Annotated in this window: 15 protein-coding genes; 5 read left to right on the plus strand and 10 right to left on the minus strand. The window is 39.1% G+C overall.

The genetic code is table 11. From position 1 onward, the window contains the following. Window positions 1-14 precede the first annotated feature (14 nt). From D172_RS02640 to D172_RS02650, 3 genes are read left to right on the plus strand one after another with little or no spacing between them, the layout of a single operon-like run. Complete coding sequence (locus D172_RS02640) at window positions 15-218, plus strand: DUF3283 family protein (protein ID WP_033023391.1); 204 nt, start codon at window positions 15-17, stop codon at window positions 216-218. Window positions 219-220: 2 nt separating this feature from the next. After that, on the plus strand, window positions 221-622 hold the full coding sequence (locus D172_RS02645) for a GNAT family N-acetyltransferase (protein WP_007376535.1): 402 nt from the start codon (window positions 221-223) through the stop codon (window positions 620-622). 22 nt (window positions 623-644) lie between these two features. Beyond that, a complete protein-coding gene (locus D172_RS02650) occupies window positions 645-5,147 on the plus strand; it encodes an EAL domain-containing protein (RefSeq protein WP_007376534.1) in 4,503 nt (1,500 codons plus the stop codon). A 15-nt stretch (window positions 5,148-5,162) separates the two neighbouring features. On the opposite strand, the gene D172_RS02655 is transcribed toward D172_RS02650, so the two are convergent. Together D172_RS02655 and D172_RS02660 are read right to left on the minus strand one after the other, a co-directional pair. Continuing rightward, on the minus strand, window positions 5,163-6,116 hold the full coding sequence (locus D172_RS02655; protein ID WP_033015870.1) for an ion transporter: 954 nt from the start codon (window positions 6,114-6,116) through the stop codon (window positions 5,163-5,165). Continuing rightward, window positions 6,116-8,785 (minus strand): bifunctional acetate--CoA ligase family protein/GNAT family N-acetyltransferase, encoded by a 2,670-nt coding sequence (locus D172_RS02660; RefSeq protein WP_007376532.1) that lies wholly within the window; start codon window positions 8,783-8,785, stop codon window positions 6,116-6,118. Before D172_RS02660 ends, D172_RS02655 begins: the two co-directional genes overlap by 1 nt. A gap of 114 nt (window positions 8,786-8,899) precedes the next feature. Here D172_RS02660 and D172_RS02665 point away from each other — a divergent pair, with 114 nt between their 5' ends. Beyond that, the gene (locus D172_RS02665; RefSeq protein WP_007376531.1) at window positions 8,900-9,616 is read left to right on the plus strand and encodes an SIMPL domain-containing protein; all 717 of its coding nucleotides are present in this window, start codon (window positions 8,900-8,902) and stop codon (window positions 9,614-9,616) included. On the opposite strand, the gene D172_RS02670 is transcribed toward D172_RS02665, so the two are convergent. From D172_RS02670 to D172_RS02705, 8 genes are all read right to left on the minus strand, one after another. Then, window positions 9,613-10,281, minus strand: a complete 669-nt coding sequence (locus tag D172_RS02670) for a hypothetical protein (protein ID WP_007376530.1) — start codon at window positions 10,279-10,281, stop codon at window positions 9,613-9,615. The two genes, D172_RS02665 and D172_RS02670, sit on opposite strands and share 4 nt — an antisense overlap. An 89-nt stretch (window positions 10,282-10,370) precedes the next feature. After that, window positions 10,371-12,206, minus strand: a complete 1,836-nt coding sequence (locus D172_RS02675; protein WP_007376529.1) for a DUF885 domain-containing protein — start codon at window positions 12,204-12,206, stop codon at window positions 10,371-10,373. Window positions 12,207-12,285: 79 nt separating this feature from the next. After that, window positions 12,286-13,422, minus strand: coding sequence for a radical SAM family heme chaperone HemW (gene hemW / locus D172_RS02680; protein WP_007376528.1), 1,137 nt, complete (start codon window positions 13,420-13,422; stop codon window positions 12,286-12,288). Next, complete coding sequence (locus tag D172_RS02685; RefSeq protein ID WP_007376527.1) at window positions 13,419-14,018, minus strand: XTP/dITP diphosphatase; 600 nt, start codon at window positions 14,016-14,018, stop codon at window positions 13,419-13,421. Before D172_RS02685 ends, hemW begins: the two co-directional genes overlap by 4 nt. A 4-nt stretch (window positions 14,019-14,022) precedes the next feature. Beyond that, window positions 14,023-14,466, minus strand: coding sequence for a DUF4426 domain-containing protein (locus D172_RS02690; protein WP_007376526.1), 444 nt, complete (start codon window positions 14,464-14,466; stop codon window positions 14,023-14,025). Window positions 14,467-14,526: 60 nt separating this feature from the next. Beyond that, the gene (locus D172_RS02695) at window positions 14,527-15,060 is read right to left on the minus strand and encodes a YggT family protein (RefSeq protein WP_002962568.1); all 534 of its coding nucleotides are present in this window, start codon (window positions 15,058-15,060) and stop codon (window positions 14,527-14,529) included. Window positions 15,061-15,087: 27 nt separating this feature from the next. After that, window positions 15,088-15,909, minus strand: a complete 822-nt coding sequence (gene proC, locus D172_RS02700) for a pyrroline-5-carboxylate reductase (RefSeq protein ID WP_007376525.1) — start codon at window positions 15,907-15,909, stop codon at window positions 15,088-15,090. A gap of 17 nt (window positions 15,910-15,926) precedes the next feature. Beyond that, window positions 15,927-16,640, minus strand: coding sequence for a YggS family pyridoxal phosphate-dependent enzyme (locus D172_RS02705; RefSeq protein WP_033023384.1), 714 nt, complete (start codon window positions 16,638-16,640; stop codon window positions 15,927-15,929). A 2-nt stretch (window positions 16,641-16,642) separates the two neighbouring features. On the opposite strand from D172_RS02705, the gene D172_RS02710 reads away from it, so the two are divergent. Continuing rightward, window positions 16,643-17,683: a type IV pilus twitching motility protein PilT gene (locus tag D172_RS02710; RefSeq protein WP_007376523.1), complete on the plus strand. Its 1,041-nt coding sequence runs from the start codon at window positions 16,643-16,645 to the stop codon at window positions 17,681-17,683. Window positions 17,684-17,691: the final 8 nt, after the last annotated feature.

Here is a 17,691-nt window from a genome sequence, read left to right on the forward strand (position 1 = left end):
AATTAGGAAATACTATGAGCTTTAACTTATGTCTGTTACCACGTGAAGAAAAATACCAAATTCAGCTCGATTATGAAGCGTCATTTTGGGCGTATCAAATTAAACGCAATAAAAAAACGCGTGAACAAGTGTATAACACTATTCATAGCCGTCCGGTTGCTGAGCAAATGTTTTTAAAACAGCAATTTGAACAGTATTTGTCAATGATGCTAAGTTAGGTATGTATAAGGTTGAAATATTAGAACAAGTTAAAAGTCCACTTGTTAATAAATTTTATAAGCAATACAGCGTAAGGGGGCGTGCTAATAAGCAAGATCAACTTTGGGTTATTTATAATAAAACAGATATTGTTGCTGCGTGCCGCTTACAACATAAAGCCGAATTTTTATTTTTGTCGACCGTTTTTGTCGCTCCTCAGCATAGATCTAAAGGTTTAGCAAAGCTATTAATAACAACACTCCTAGAGAAGCAAAATAAAGTTGTTTATACCTTTGCCTACAAAACACTAGTTGATTTATACCGTACTATTGGTTTTAACCAAGTGTTAACATATACTCTTGCTTTACAAGTACTTTTCGATACTTACAAACACCGCAATGTAGTCGCCTTAAAATACCCATAGCATCAAATAATATGGAATAAGCATGAGCAGATGTGTTAACTGGATCATATGTAGTTTAATAGCTTTTACTGCTATTTTAAGCTCTCAAGTAGGCGCACAAGTGAAGCGTTTATCTCCAAACGAAGGTTTGTCACAGAGCTACGTTAACACTATGCTTATTGATAATAGCGGTTACTTATGGCTTTCGACAGAAGCGGGATTGAATCGCTATGATGGTTATCAGGTTATTCCTATTAATGGCCCTAATGGCGAATTAGAAGAAGCTATTATTGACCGTATTTACCAAGACCCTCAAGGCCATATTTGGATTGCATCATTGCTTGCGGGCTTGTTTAGGTACGACCCTGCAACTAACTCATACAAACAATTTCTAGAAAAACCCACTAGCGAAGAACAAATTATTAACGAGTCTGCTTTTAGCATGCTAGCGATTGATGAAAAAACACTGTGGATTGGACGAGGTAGAGACTTTGCAAAGTTAGACATTGAAAGTGGCATAGTAACTTCTATTTTTGAGCTTTCACATGAATATAAGAACACTTTAGTTAGGGAGCTTTTTCACTACAATGGCTATATTTTTATTGGCACTAGCCACGGTGCTTATGTATTTGATATCGCAACGGAACAAATACGTCCACTACAGCATTTAAAGGGCGAGCCTGAACATATTTACCAAAATAATGTGAAGGCGTTCGCTTTAGACGAAAGTAATCAACTTCTCGTTGGTGCTGTAAAGGGGTTGTATCAAGTAGATATCACTAATTTATCGGAGATGTTTGAGCGCCCCGACCTACCATTTAAAAATAAGGCTTTGTTGGCAGATTTAAATATTTGGCAAATTGTTAACGCCCATGGAAAAGTAGATTTAGCTACAGATAAAGGATTGTTTAAGTTTGACTTAACCAGTGGTGAATTGATTAAAAATACGCGTATAACGCAAAGTAAATATACGCTTGCTGATACTAGTATTATTGATATGGTAAAAGATAAATCAGGCGGCACATGGGTGGCGACCAAAACAGACGGCGCATTTTATTTATCAAACGATAATTATAATTTTAGCAATGTTGATGGCAGTTTATTAGGTGGTGATGGATTGTCGCATCATTCGGTGTGGGGCATTACCGAATACAATGATAAATTATGGTTAGCCACGCACAATGGCATAACCGAGGTCGATTTAAAAGCCAATACAGGAAAGGTCTATTTAAAAGACTATAAAGTAGATTTACTAACAACCGAATTTACTGTTTATGAAATAATGCCTTATAAAAATAAATTGTGGCTTTACAGTAACCGAGGGCTGTTTGTTTTTGACCCAATTACACATGATGTTAGTAAACCAATAACAAAAAATCCTGCTAACCAAGATAAAATAAAAGGCTGGGTGCATGGTGTTACACTTATGCCAAATGGCGATTTATATTATGTGCACTCAGATCATGGCGTGTTTATTTATAACATTGATACGCAAATAGTGACTCGTTTAGGTGGTGAATTTGCACAATTTCAACCTTTCCTAGCCCATGGTTTTTTACCACCACTTTCTAGTAAACCCGATTCACCATTGTTTTTTAATGCGGGAATTTTATATCAAGTAAACCCTGAAAATTTTGCATTGAAAATGATTTATAAAGTACCCAAACAGCATGAAAATGTTGCTATTAGTGTGTTGTCGTATGTTATAGATAACAACAATATTTTATGGATATCATTGTCTAATTTTGGCCTAATAGGACTTGATGCTTTAACTTATCAGCTAGTACATACAATTGATTTGGAAAAAAATAAATTGGGCACTTTACTCTATGACATGGTGCTAGATGATGACGGCATGATTTGGATGAGTAGCCACAAAGGTATCTGGCGGTTAAACCCAAAAACATTACATTTTCAACAATTTACTGTATCTGAAGGGCTGCTTTCGGCTGAATTTAATAGCAACGCAATGGCACGCCTAAAAGATGGCCGTATTGCATATGGTGGCTTAAAAGGTCTCACCTATTTCCAGCCAATGGAAAATAAAAATACTCAGGTGCTAATTGATCATGTCAATATTACACGAGTCAATTTGATGTCGCGTGATTTATCGTTTGATTTAAAGCAGCCACTAAATGAAGTTATTCTGAACCATGATGACATAGGACTTGAAGTTGCTTTTTCTGCTATGGCATTTAGTAATCAAGAGCGTATTATTTATGAGTATCAATTAGGCAATGGCCAGAAAACGTATACTCGCAATAATAATCGCGTTTTATTCCCTAAACTTAATCCGGGTAACTACCAATTAAAAGTGTGGGCGAAAGATCCACTTACAGGCAAATACACAGCACCTGCAACTTTAAAAATAAGAGTAAAATACCCGCTTTGGCGAGCGCCTTATTTTATGGTGCTATATGCAATGTTACTCGTTGCATTTGTAACAATGTGGGTGATGCGACGCAATAAAATTCAACGGATTCTATTAGCAGCAAATAAAGAGAGCAAAGAAAGTGAAGCCCGCTTAAAAATAGCGTTGGAAGGCAGTGAATCTGGGGTATGGGATTGGCAGTCAAGTAACCCCTCCATTTATCAGCCTCGGTTAAAAAATGAACTTGGCTACGATAATGAAACAGTGAGTTTGGATGATTATTTAGCTAAAATTCACCCGCAAGATAAACAATTATTTCGCTTAGAATGGTTAGAATTTTTATCTACTGATAAAGGTTACTTTAACTGTACCTACCGCCTGCGCCACGCAAAAGGCTATTGGCGGTGGTATAAAGATTTTGGCAAAGTTGTAGAGTGGGACGAAAAAAACCCGCAAAAAGTGGCGGGGACCTACACTAATATGACCCGTGAGATGGTATTTGAAGAGCATGCATTGCTGTTTACCGCAGCATTTGAGCAAACCCGTGATTGGGTGCTTATACTCGATAAAAACTTTAATATCCGTGCCTCAAATAAATCACTTCAAACAGCCTTTAACTTCTCTGCTGAGTCGCTTTCTAGTCGCTCTCTAAATTTAGGAATTTCACGCAGCAATCGTTTTGGCTATTTACGGATTATACAAAAACTATTAGTTGGCGAGCATTTCACTTGCGAAGATACTGTAGTGCTCGCAAATGGTGAGTCTCATTATGTATTAGTGAAAATAAGTGCGGTGGCCGATAACGAGCAACGATTAAATAGTTATGTTGTTATATTAACGGATATAAGTGCTCAAAAATCAGCTGAAAATGAACTTCATTTGCTCGCTAATTACGATGTATTAACGGGATTACCAAACCGTACGTTGTTTAACGATCGTGTTGGGCATGCGTTAGAACAAGCAAAAAAGCACAGCTGTAAAGTTGCACTGTTATACATAAATATTAAGCGCTTTAAGTACTTTAATGATTCCTTAGGGCACGAAGCGGGTGATGAATTAATTAAAAAAGTCGCAGAGAGATTAAAATGTGCATTACGCCCATCAGATAGTGTCGCACGTTTTAGTGGTGATGAATTTGTTGCGCTCGTAGAGGATGTTCATAAAATAGAAGAGGTTTTACTTATATGCGTAAAACTAATGGATTGCGTAAACCAAAATATTAGTGTTAGCGGACAGGTCGTTAATATTAATTTAAGTATTGGTGTTGCTATATCTCCTGATGATGCAAAAGAAAGCGCTACATTATTAAAAGCGGCTAACATTGCGCTTTACCATGCTAAAGATTCACTTGAAAGTAGCTATCAATTCTATAAACAAGAAATGAATCAGCATGTACAAAAAACACTTCACCTGGAGTCACAACTTACTAAAGCTTATCAAGAACATGAATTTTGTAATTATTACCAACCCATTGTTAACGCAAAAACTTATATTACAGAAGGGTTTGAAGTGTTATTACGCTGGCCTGAAAATAATCTTATCCAAACTCAAGAATTTTCTTTAGCGGCTGAAGGCATTGGTTTAATAACAAAGATAATGCTGCAAACATTGGCACGTGCTTTAGAGGATTTGAAAGAGTGGCGTAAGGTATCGCCGAAGCTTTATTTATCAATAAATTTATCGGCACTTGATTTTGAGTTTATAGAGTTAGTGCCAGAGATCAGAAAAGCGCTAAGTAATGCCAATATACCGTCAGACGCGATTGTATTTGAAATTACCGAGTCGATACTTATGCGTGATTCAAAACAAGCATTGCACAGCATGGAGATGCTTAAAAGTTTGGGCTGCAAGCTTTATATGGATGATTTCGGTACTGGTTATGCTTCATTGACTTATCTAAAACGTTTTCCTATCGACGTACTAAAAATTGATAAGAGCTTTGTACAAGACATAGGCATAGATTCTGACGACGAAGCCATTATTCAATCAATACTTGCCCTTGCACACAGTTTAGGTAAAGAATGTGTAGCAGAGGGGGTTGAAAGCTCACATCAGCTCGCCTTTTTAAAAGAAAGAGGATGTAGGCATTTCCAAGGCTACTTATTTAGTAAACCTGTACCAAATAACGAAGTACTACCACTTATTAATCGCGATTGGAGTGATATGTTCAATTGATAATATTGTACTTATTTAAGGCCTTTTACCGCAGTGCCTGCAAAATAAATGGCCATTGTGCTCATTTAACTGTGTTTTAATAGCCTTATTAGCTTCTAGTTTACTCAAGCCTAACTTATAGCGTAGCTCTTCTAGGTGTTCTTGTTGAGTATCATTAAGAGTACCATTTTGAATTTGTTCATGTACGGCATCTTCAAAAAACTGGCGGCGTTTACGTATTTGTTCTGAAAAACTAGACGCGAGTAAACCGGTAGGTATAGCAACCATTCCCATGCTCAGTAGTGTGATAACCCCGCCGAAAAACTTACCTAATGGCGTTATAGGTACTACATCGCCATAACCAACGGTTGTTAATGTTGCCATTGCCCACCACATAGCAGCGGGAATCGAGCCAAATTTATCGGGTTGTATGTCGTGCTCAATTAAGTAAATTCCGCATGAAGCCAAAATAAGCACCACTGCCATAATAAAAAAAGCAGCCATTAGTGAACTACCTTCATCGTTAAAGGCTTTTAAAAGTAGCTGCATGGCGCGTGAGTAGCGTGTGAGTTTAAACACTCTTAATAGTCGAAGCACACGTAAAAAACGTAAATCGAGAGGAAATAAAAACATCATTAAGCTCGGCAAAATCGCGATTAAATCAACAATTGCCAAAGGGGAGAAAAAATAACTAAGCCGACGTTTGGTATTAGATCCTTTTATTGCAGCATATTGTGTTTTATCTACGCAAGCCCAAAGTCTGGCTAAGTACTCAATAGCAAAAATAGCGACTGAGACAATTTCTAAAACTAAGAATTCGTTGTAATACTGCTCTACCACACTTGGGATTGATTCAATAACAATGGCTACAACGTTGATCATTATTAAGCTAATGAGTGCAATATCAAGAATATGCCCTGCTCGGCGGTACTGGCCTGTGCCTTCAAACAGGCAAGCCAATTTTTGTCTTAAAGTCTGCGAATTATTCATTATGTAAGTTTGAGTACCATGTTAATACTGCCCTCTTCAAAGTCGCGGCTAATTTTAAAACCTAGCTTACGGGCAAGCTCAATCATCCCTGTATTCTCAGGTAAGGTTATGCCTTCAATCGACTCCACACTTTGGCGTTTGCAGTGATTAATTGCAGCGCTCATTAGTATACGACCAAGCCCTAAGCCTTGGCAGTCTGAGCGTACTACAATAGCAAATTCAGCATGTAGGTTATCGGGATCCATAATGACGCGAGATACACCCAAAGTGCGGGTTTTACCTTCAAAGCGTTGGCAAACAATAAACGCCATTTCACGGTCGTAATCAATTTGGGTCATTTTAGCGAGTTGATCGTGGTTAAACTGTGGAAGCTCGCCAAAAAAGCGTTTATATCTGTCTTCTTTATTAAGTGACTCGTCAAATACTTTATGAGCTTGTTCATCTTCTGGTTTTATCGGTCTGAGCGTAGCTTGGGTGTTATTCTTAAGTGTTACCACTTCAACAAGCTCAATAGGGTAGGGACGAATAGATAACCGCTTACGATTGCTCTGAGCTTGATAGCGATTAAGTGTCATAGTGGCATCGAGCACTAAAAACTGCCCATTACTGGCAAGAATAGGATTTAGTTCCATTGAGCTAATGTCAGGTTGATCAATAACTAACTGAGAAATACGCGTTAGCAGTGCACACAAACGATACTTATCAACTTTTTCGGGGAGTATGCGCTCCTTTAATACGCCTTTGTCGTGCGCTGCAGCAATTAAATACTTTGCCAAGTTCATATTTAGTGGAGGCAGTGCAACGGCGGCTTGTGCATATTCAAGGCCGGTTCCTGCTTCACCTAATAATATAACTGGGCCAAAATTAGGCTCTGTTTTAATCGCAATTCGCAGCTCATTTGCCCCTGCTCGCGGCGCCATTTTTTGTAATGAAAACCCCTCAATAACAGCATCCGGATACGTGTTTTTAATACGGATAAGCATCGCAAAAGCAGTTTGTTCAACCTCGTTGGCGTCGTTTAAGTTAAGCACCACACCACCGACTTCAGACTTCGAGGCAATACTTGGACTAATAAGTTTTAACGCGACTGGAAAACCAAGCTCAATGGCTTGCTCTTTGGCTTCTGTTGGGGTGTAAGCGACCTCAGTTTGAATGCATTTAATACCATAGTGGTTTAATATTTGGCTTGCCTGATGAGTAGGTAAGTAGCTTTGTCCGTCATCTAAAAACTCATTAATAAGCGCTTTAGCGGCCACTTTATTTATTTTAGCGTCATCAGTGTTCGACTCAGGTGTTTGCGTTAAATGCTTTTGGTTACGGCGATACGTTACCAAGTGCATAAACGCGCCTACAGAACCCTCTGGTGTTCTATAAGTGGGTATTGCGTTGTTTGAGCACACTTTTCTGGCGGCGTAAGATGCGTCTTCACCCATAAAGTTAGTTATAACGTAAGGGCGCGCCATTTTGGGTAATGTTTGTAAGGTTTCTACAATAATGTTGGCGTAGTCTTCGCTGGGCGCAAGCGCTGAGGGAGTATGGATAATCAGTAAGTTTTTAACTTCTTTTGCGTGCAGTAAAATTTCTAATGCTTGCTTATAACGCGCAGGTGCAGAGTCGCCAAAAATATCCACAGGGTTTGAGGTGGTTTCTGATTGCGGAATGACTTTATTTAGCGCATTTCGGGTTTCAATGCTTAGTTCTGCTAATTTACCGGAACTTTGAATAAGTTCATCAACGGCCATAACACCTGGGCCACCACCATTAGTTAAAATTGTCAGTTGTTCTACTTTTAATAATTTTGGATGCATGGCGAGTGTTTGTGTCGCTGCAAATAGCTCTCGTAAATCATTTACACGCAGCATACCCGCTCGTTGAAATAACGCATCGTAAACAGCATCAGAGCTTTGCTTTGCGCCGGTGTGAATTTCGGCTGCAAGTGCGCCCGCAGTTGTTTTACCTGTTTTAATCGCAATTACAGGCTTACTAAAGGCGGCGGCCCTTGCTGCTGATATAAAGCCACGAATATCTTCAATGTTATCTATGTAGAGTAAAATAGCTTTGGTTTTAGCATCACGACCTAAAAAGTCGAGTAGTTCATTAAAGTTTATATCAAGGCAATCGCCTACTGATACAAAATATGAAAAGCCAATTTCTTTGTTTTTAGCCCAATCTAAAATGGTTGAGCATACTGCTGCTGATTGCGATACAAATGCAATTTTACCTGGGCTTGCCACGGTATGTGAAAAGCTCGCATTTAAACCAATATGAGGGATCAGCAAGCCTAAGCAATTGGGTCCAAGCAAAGTAACTTGTTTGGCTTGAGCGCATGCTTTAAGCGCGCTTTTTTGTTCCCCAGATAGTCCATCGGCAATAACAATAGCCGTTTTACAGCCAAGCTCTCCAAGCTGCTCAATAATATCAATTAAGGTATTTTTGTTAGTACAAATAACAGCAAGGTCGGGTACTTTTGGTAAGTCAGCAATAGAGGGGTAAGCAAGTACGCCATGTACTGCGCTATGGCTTGGAGTAACGGGCATTATCGGCCCTTTAAAACCGCCTTGAAGTAAGTTGCGCATAACCACAAAACCAGCCCGAGTTGATACGTTAGAGGCGCCAATAACGGCCACTGAGCTTGGGTTAAAAAATTGGGTTATACGCTTAAGGCTCATGGTTTTTCCTAGGCTGATTAAATTTTGCGTTATTTATAGTCTCAATGTACCCTGTTTACTGTGTTATTTCGAGCGTATCGATGCTTATTATTGATATCAATCAAGGAGATTATTGTGAATAAAACCCCCGGTTTTTACATTGTTATAGCGGCTATCTGTTTAAGTATAGGCCTAATTAGCTTAGGGTTTATTTTAAAAAGTACCGCTCTGGGTGTGAAAGGGATGGAACGTACTGTGCAGGTTAAGGGATTGGCCGAGCGAGAAGTAATAGCCGATACGGTAATTTGGCCTCTGCAATTTAGTGATGCCGACAATGATCTTGAGGAATTAGTCAGCCGAGTTGAGAAAAAAAATGATGCGGTAACTGCTTTTTTAAAACTCCATGGTTTTGACGACGATGAAATAACTATAGGTAGCCAGTCAGTTATTGATAAACAATCACGTGAATACAGTAATGAAAATCAAAAGTTTAGATACATAATACGCTCAAATATTATTGTTTATTCAAATGCACCAGATAAAGTACAAAACGCGCTGAGTAAAGTAAGCCAGCTTGCTAAACAAAATATCGCAATAGTGCAGGATAGTTACGAAACAAAAGTTGAATACATTTTTACAGGCCTCAATGATGTAAAACCTGCGATGGTGCAAGAAGCAACTGAAAAAGCGCGTGAAGTCGCTAATAAATTTGCTAAAGACTCTAATTCAAAATTAGGCAAAATAAAAACAGCTCGCCAAGGGCAATTTAGTATCAGTAATCGCGATTCAAACACTCCACAAATCAAAAAAATACGCGTTGTTACTAGTGTTGAATATTATTTAGATGACTAAATTGCTCTAATTAAATGCGCCACCTGTGCGGTTGAACGCTGCAAGTAAGCAGCACTAAGTAAAATGCTAGTTTCGTTAAGGCCTGCACCTTTTAATGTATTTGCCAGTTGCTGTTTAGCCATTGGGTTTTGTTTTTGCTCTATTTCCATGAGTGCTAATAACGCTGAAAACTCATGTTTAACCGGCGTGCTTGGCTTATTCGCATACGCAATGTAACAAGCTACGGGTGTTAGGCCGCGATCGTTTGGCTGGGCAAGCGCTTTTACTAAATCATCGTTAGATTCAAACAGCATTAAAGAGCGCACATAATTAAAAGGTAATTTTTGATCGTCGGCGTGTTTAAATACATTATGCAGCGCGTTATTGCCCCGCACGTCTTGCGCTAAAAAGCCTTTATTAACTTTAAGTGCTGGGGTAAAAAAGGTTAACGTATCTGTTGTTGTCAATTGGTTTATAAACGCGGCTGGAGGTGCATTGGTAGTTAAAATACGCGTTGCCACATTTTGCATAAAGTCGTATTTAATGCTCATACGCTGAGTGCTTTCATATAAATGATTTAGCTGCAATGTCTGTTGGGCTGGGCTTAACTGTTTAAAGTCGTTATCAAGCTCATCTAGCTGATGCTTTGAAATACGTGCGTTAAGTAGTTGTATGCTTAAATCCATTATTATTTCCAAAGTCTTTTTTGCTACTATAAAACAAAAAAGGTCGCAAATGCGACCTTTCATCTTTAAAGCAATTGTTTAAATTGGTTTTAAGCTTTTTTGCTTGCTACCCATTCATTAACAAAGTTTTCTAGTACATTAAGTGGTACAGGACCATTTTTAAGGACAACGTCGTGGAACTGGCGAATATCAAACTTATCACCCAGTTGCTTTTTAGCGTCTTCACGAAGTTCTAAAATCTTAAGCATACCTACTTTATAAGCCGTTGCTTGTGAAGGCATTACAATGTGACGCTCAACCATTTTAACACCGTCAGATGTTGCATTAGGCGTGTTATTTACGTAGTAATCAATACCTTCTTGGCGAGTCCACTTCATTGCGTGAATACCCGTATCAACCACTAGACGACATGCGCGCCACAGCTCCATTGAAAGGCGACCAAAATCTGAGTAAGGGTCTGAGTACATGCCCATTTCTTTAGGAATGAATTCTGAGTATAAACCCCAACCTTCAATATACGCAGTGTAGCCACCAAATTTACGAAACTTAGGCACGCCTTCTAGTTCTTGCGAAATAGCTATTTGCATGTGGTGACCCGGAATACCTTCGTGGTATGCCAGCGCTTCCATTTGATACGTTGGCATAGCTTCCATATCGTAAAGATTCGCGTAGTAAATACCTGGGCGTGAGCCATCAGGAGCTGGCTGTTGGTAAAATGCTTTGCCCGCTGCTTTTTCACGGAATGCTTCAACTGCTTTTACTTTTAAATCAGCTTTTGGTTTAACAATGAATAGCTCATCTAAACGTGTTTTCATTGTATCGATAAGCCCTGTTGCTTCATCAAGGTAGCGTTGTTTACCTTGTGCATCATTAGGGTAGTAAAATTGTTTGTCAGTTTTCATAAACTGCATAAAGGCTTTTAAGTCGCCTTTAAAGCCAACTTTATCTTTAATTTCACGCATTTCATCATGAATACGTGTTACTTCAGACAGGCCAATTGCATGAATTTCTTTAGCCGTTAAATCTGTAGTTGTAGTGCGCTTAAGTGCGTTGTTATAAAACGCTTCGCCATCAGGTAATTTCCATGCGCCATCACGGTTATCTGCACGTTTTTCTAACTGTGCTAGGTAGTTAATTAGCTTAGAGTAAGATGGTTTAACAGCCGATTTTAATGCATCTGATGCATCGCTGATTAACGAGTCTTTTTCGTTTTGGCTAATTTCAAGCACTGCTACTTTACGTTTAAAATCAGCAAGCAATGTAGAATCATCGCCTTTTTCGAATGGGGCACCGTGAATAATGTTTTTACTTGAATCAATAACATGCGGGAACACAAATTTAGGAGCGATAATGCCTTTTTCTGCACGTACATTTAAATCAGTAATAAGCTGATCAATAACCTCAGTAACACCATTTAAACGTGAAATGTAGTCTTTAGCTTCTTTTGCATTACTAATTGAGTGCTGATTAATTAAAAACGCAGGGATCATAGAATGCGTACCAAACATTTGGTTCACAGGGTAATTATGGTAACGCCATTTAAAGTCGGCAATTGAACTTTCAAGATCTTGTTTTTTTAAGTCGTAACTTACTTTTGTTGCATCATCTAATAAATCACGATTAATTGCTTTTAATGCAACTAGGTCAGCTTTTGTTTGTGCTAAATCTTTAAGCTTTCTTTCTTCGCTGCCATCGTCCCACTTATCGTAATCTTGCTTAATACCCATATATGTTTGATATACAGGACTGCTCATTACATCGCGATTAAATGTATCTTCAAAAAATGCATTCGCTTTGTCGATTTCACTTTGTTGTGATTGAACTGCTTGTGCAACAGAGGCTGGAGTTGATTGTTGTGTTGTTTGCTGGCAACCAGCAAGCAGTGCAACGCTTACAGCCGCTGCAATAAAAGTAAGTTTACGCATTGTTTTCCCTTTTGTTGTTAGAAACCCATTAGGGTGTTTTATATTTATTCGTTTTATATTGTCGTGTAGTGCCTTAGCGCTACACGAACAATTCTAGTAGGTCATTTAAAAAGCGATGACCTTTTAAGGTTACCTGCCAATGACTGTCTGTTTGAGTCAATAAACCTTTATTAAGTGCTTGGTTTAGTGCGCTTTGTTGACTTTGCAGTGGCAGTGTTGTTAGTTTATTAAAATCATTAATTGGGCAAGGCTCAACAAGGCGAAAGCGATTCATAAAAAATTCAAATGCTAAATCGTCTTGCTCTACATGCCAGCTTTTGTACATATACGGTTTAATTAAATCCATATAACCGCGCGGGTGCTTAACCTTTTCGGTGCGCGTTATAAGCCCTGTATTTTCATCAGTAACCTTACCATGTGCGCCGCAGCCAATACCAAGATAATCGCCAAAACGCCAATAATTCAAGTTATGTTGGCATTGATAGCCCGGTTTTGCATAACCCGATATTTCGTATTGTACGTAACCGGCTTGTTTGAGTAATTCTATTCCTTGTTCTTGAATATCCCACAGTGTTTCGTCTTGTGGCAAGGTAGGGGGTTTTGAAGCAAACTGCGTATTGGGTTCAATAGTTAGTTGATACCAAGATATATGTGGTGGATCGAGCGCTATAATTTGCTTTAAATCACTCAGTGCATCGTCAAGTGTTTGCCCTGGTAAGCCGTGCATTAAATCAAGGTTAAAGCTATTTAAACCGGCTTCTTTAGCCTGCTGCGCAGCATAATTAGCCTCGTCGCTGCCATGAATCCGACCAAGTGCTTTTAACTTGTCGTTTTGCATGCTTTGTACACCAATAGAAATACGGTTAATGCCTGCTTTTACGTAATCTTTAAAGCGACCTGTTTCTACTGTACCAGGGTTGGCTTCAAGGGTAATTTCGCAGTGTTCTTCAAGCCCAATTAGGTTGTCGACTTCATTTAATAATCGGGTATAAGCTGCACCAGTTAATAAGCTCGGAGTGCCGCCACCAATAAAAATACTGTGAATTTTACGCCCTTTTACTAGGTGCAAATCCGCTTTTAAGTCATCAATTAAATGTTGAACATATTCAGCTTCAGGTATTTCACCTTTTTGTCCGTGGCTATTAAAATCGCAGTACGGGCATTTTTGCACGCACCAAGGCACATGCACATATAAGCTCAGTGGTGGAAGGTTCACAGGCCGCCTTTTTGCTGTAGTTCTAGTAATAATTTTTGCAGCGCTTGTCCGCGATGACTCACTGCATTTTTTTGCTCTTTAGTTAGCTCAGCACTGGTGCAATTTTGTTCTGCTACAAAAAATACTGGATCGTAACCAAAACCACCATTGCCATTTTGAGTGAGCGTAATTTTGCCCTCCCAACTAGCACTACAAATAAGCGGAGTCGGGTCGTCTGCGTGGCGCATTAACACCAGTACACACCAAAAACGTGCACTTCGGATAGGATTATTACTTAAATCAACGAGTAACTTATCAATGTTATCTTGATCGCTGGCACCTGTGCCTGCAAAGCGAGCAGAATACACACCGGGCGCACCATTTAAGCCATCAACTTCTAAACCTGAGTCATCGGCAATAGCTGGCATGCCGGTAATTTTAGCGGCATGGCGCGCTTTAATAATGGCATTTTCAACAAAGGTAGTACCGGTTTCGGCAACTTCACCTACGTTAAAGTCGCTCTGTGGAACTACATTAATATTCAGAGAGCTTAGCATATTAGCTAGCTCTTTTACTTTGCCAGGGTTACCTGTAGCAAGTACTAAAGTTTTGGTCATGTTATTAATCTACGTAAAATTTTTGCTGAAACTGTAATTTTTGAAATTGATTACTTTGCTGTATTTCAATCTCAAAGCGTAAAATCTCTTCGTTGGTGTAATCAACTTGGGCAAGGTAATAAATTGAATCACCTTCTTTTACTTCTTTAAAAGTAAGCGTTTGTTTGTTGCCAAGTAGGTTTCTAGCTGTGCCAGTAAGCTTTGCTGTTTGGGCTGTATTTTCGGCATCATTTTTTAAAACAGAAATATTCACAATGCCTTTGTATCCGCTTCGCTCAAGGCCATACGCTTTTGCTATTTTTGGCTGAATAAAAGTAGAAGGAAAAGCAATGTAATGCACTTGCCATGGGCCAAGCTCTTTGTATTGTGCGCCTTGCATTTCTTCGCTTTGCGCGTTAAATGCAAATGCTAAACAAGCAATAAAACAAAACTTAATTAAACGGTTCATTATGTATTCCTCAAAACATATAAAAAAGAGGCCTTTGGGCCTCTAATTAAAAAATCCATATTAGACTAAAAAATCCATAAGCAGCATTTGCAAAAACTGAATACCAATAATAAGTACTAAAACTGATAAATCTAAGCCACCCATTGATGGCAATATTTTACGAATTGGTTTTAGCATTGGTTCAGTAAGCTGATGGAAAACCGCTTCTATAGGGTTATAACCTTGGCTAACCCAACTTAAAATAGCGCGAATAATAAGTACCCAAAATACTAAATTAAGGCCTTCTTTTAGTACCGTTATAAGTGCTTGAATAAGTACAGGCTGTATTGCCCACGCATTATATATAACAAGCATTAAAGTACTGATTTTGGCTACAGCGACTATAAATGCCAGCAACAGAGAAGCTAAATCAAGCCCACCAAATCCAGGAATGATTTTACGCAGTGGTTTTACTGCAAACGAAGTGGCTTTAACCACAAACTGGCTCATTGGGTTGTAAAAGTCGGCTTTTGCCCACTGCAGCCAAAAGCGCAGTAATACCACCATTAAAAACAAATCAAACAAGGTACTGATTAAAAATTGCATGGCATTCATAGTGTAACCTTCAATAAAAAAGTAGTTTTAAAGTTCTTTTTCCATTTGCTCTGCACGCGCAATACACGCATCCATTGCATCGCCAACGGTTTTAGTTAAGCCTTCATCTTTTAAGTGCTCAACAGCTGCGTGAGTAGTACCGCCTTTAGATGTTACGTTCGAACGTAGTTGCGAAATACTAATATCAGGCTGGCTAAGTGCCATTTCGGCGGCGCCAAGGGCTGTTTGTTGCACTAAACGACGAGCGTCTTCGTCGTTAAAGCCCAGTGCTTTGGCTTTTTCTTCAATGGCTTCCATAAACAAGAAAAAGTAAGCAGGTGATGAGCCGGTCACAGCAATAATATCGTTTATTTGTGACTCTTCTTCAACCCATACCACAACGCCAGTGCATTCAAAAACTTGTTGTACAAATTCGTGTTCGCTTTGTGTTTCGCCCGCACCATATAAACCTGATACTCCGCGACCTAATAAAGACGGTGTATTTGGCATGCAACGTACCATTTTAACGTCTTTACCTAGCATTTCGCGCAAACGTTTTACGGTTAAGCCCGCAGCAACAGAAATAAACAGTTTATTGCTAAAGTCTATGCCTGACTCTTGAAACGATTTACATAAATCGCCCATCATTTGTGGTTTAACAGACAAAACAATTACATCAGCATCGCGCAGGGCTTCGTTATTGTCACTGGTGGTTTGCACCTTGAAATCAAATGCTACCTTTGCAAGCTTTTCTTGGTTGCGGTTAGTTGCAATAATATTACTTGCGTTAAAACCGTTTTTTACCATGCCACCAATAATGGCGTAACTCATATTACCTGTGCCTATAAATGCGATTTTTTTATCTGACATAAATCTGTTATCACCTTTTAAGTTCGTGTTCCAAAAATGTCTGTGCCGATCCTCACCATGGTTGAACCTGCACTAATGGCAGCTTCAACATCGTTACTCATACCCATCGACAAAGTATCTACTTGAGGATATTGGGTCTTTAGTTTATCAAAGCAAGTTTGCAATTGCTCAAAAGATTGAATTTGTGTATCCAGTTTGTCGCTTTTAGCAGGAATTGCCATTAAACCTCGAAGTGTTAGGTGCTCACATTGGTTTATATAATCGGCAAGTTCATCTATTTCATCGCGGTGGCAACCTGACTTTGCTTCCTCATTACTTATATTTACTTGAATAAGTACATTTAGAGGCGCTTTATCGCCTGGGCGCTGGGAGTTTAATCGTTTCGCTATTTTCATGCGATCAACGCTTTGCACCCAGTCAAAATTGGCAGCCACTAAGGCACTTTTATTGGATTGAATAGGGCCAATGAAATGCCAAATGATGTCGCTATATGACTGTAGTTGAGCTATTTTATCTATAGCCTCTTGAACATAAGATTCACCAAATTCGCGCTGGCCGTGTTTGTAAGCTGCAATTATATCTTCGCTTGGTTTCGTTTTAGACACTGCCAGCAAGGTTATTTCGTTGTTATTTCGCTGTGCATTTTTTGCAGCCATTGCAATTCTAGCGTAGGCGGATGTGAGTCGTTCTGCTATTGTAACCATATATTTATCAGTTAGTTGTGGAGTCATAAATGGATATTACCGAATTATTAGCGTTTAGTGTGCAATATAAAGCATCCGATTTACACCTATCGTCGGGTGTTTCACCTATGATACGCGTAGACGGTGATGTTCGTCGCATTAATATACCTGCATTAGAAGATAAAGACGTAAACAGTCTGGTTTACGATATTATGAACGATAATCAACGCAAGGACTACGAACAAAACCTCGAAGTGGATTTTTCGTTTGAAGTACCTAATTTAGCACGCTTTCGTGTGAATGCGTTTAATTCTAATCGCGGACCAGCAGCAGTGTTTCGTACCATACCAAGTGAAGTGTTAACGCTTGATGATTTAGGTGCGCCAGAAATTTTTAAAAAAATATCTGATACTCCACGAGGACTAGTTCTGGTTACAGGGCCTACGGGTTCGGGTAAATCAACAACACTTGCCGCGATGGTCGATTATATAAATCAAAATAAACATCATCATATTTTAACAATTGAAGATCCAATCGAGTTTGTTCACGATAATAAATTAAGTCTAATTAACCAGCGAGAAGTGCATCGCGATACACATAGTTTCTCAAACGCGCTACGTAGTGCTCTGCGTGAAGACCCTGATGTGATATTAGTCGGTGAGCTACGTGATTTAGAAACAATTCGTCTTGCAATGACCGCAGCCGAAACCGGGCACTTGGTATTTGGTACGCTACATACCACTTCAGCACCAAAAACGATTGACCGTATTATCGATGTATTTCCTGGTGAAGAAAAAGCAATGATCCGTTCAATGTTGTCTGAATCATTACGCGCAGTAATTTCACAAACATTACTTAAAAAAGTGGGTGGTGGGCGAGTCGCTGCACATGAAATTATGATTGCAGTGCCTGCTATTCGTAACTTAATTCGTGAAGATAAAGTAGCGCAAATGTATTCATCTATCCAAACTGGCGCATCCGTTGGTATGCAAACAATGGATCAGTGTTTAACAAACTTAGTTAATCACGGTATTGTTAGTAACGTTGCAGCTAAAGAAAAAGCACAAGACAAAACACAATTTGGCGGTTAAGGAACTAT

It is taken from the genome of Pseudoalteromonas sp. Bsw20308 (genome assembly GCF_000310105.2).
Classification (GTDB): Bacteria; Pseudomonadota; Gammaproteobacteria; order Enterobacterales; family Alteromonadaceae; genus Pseudoalteromonas; species Pseudoalteromonas fuliginea.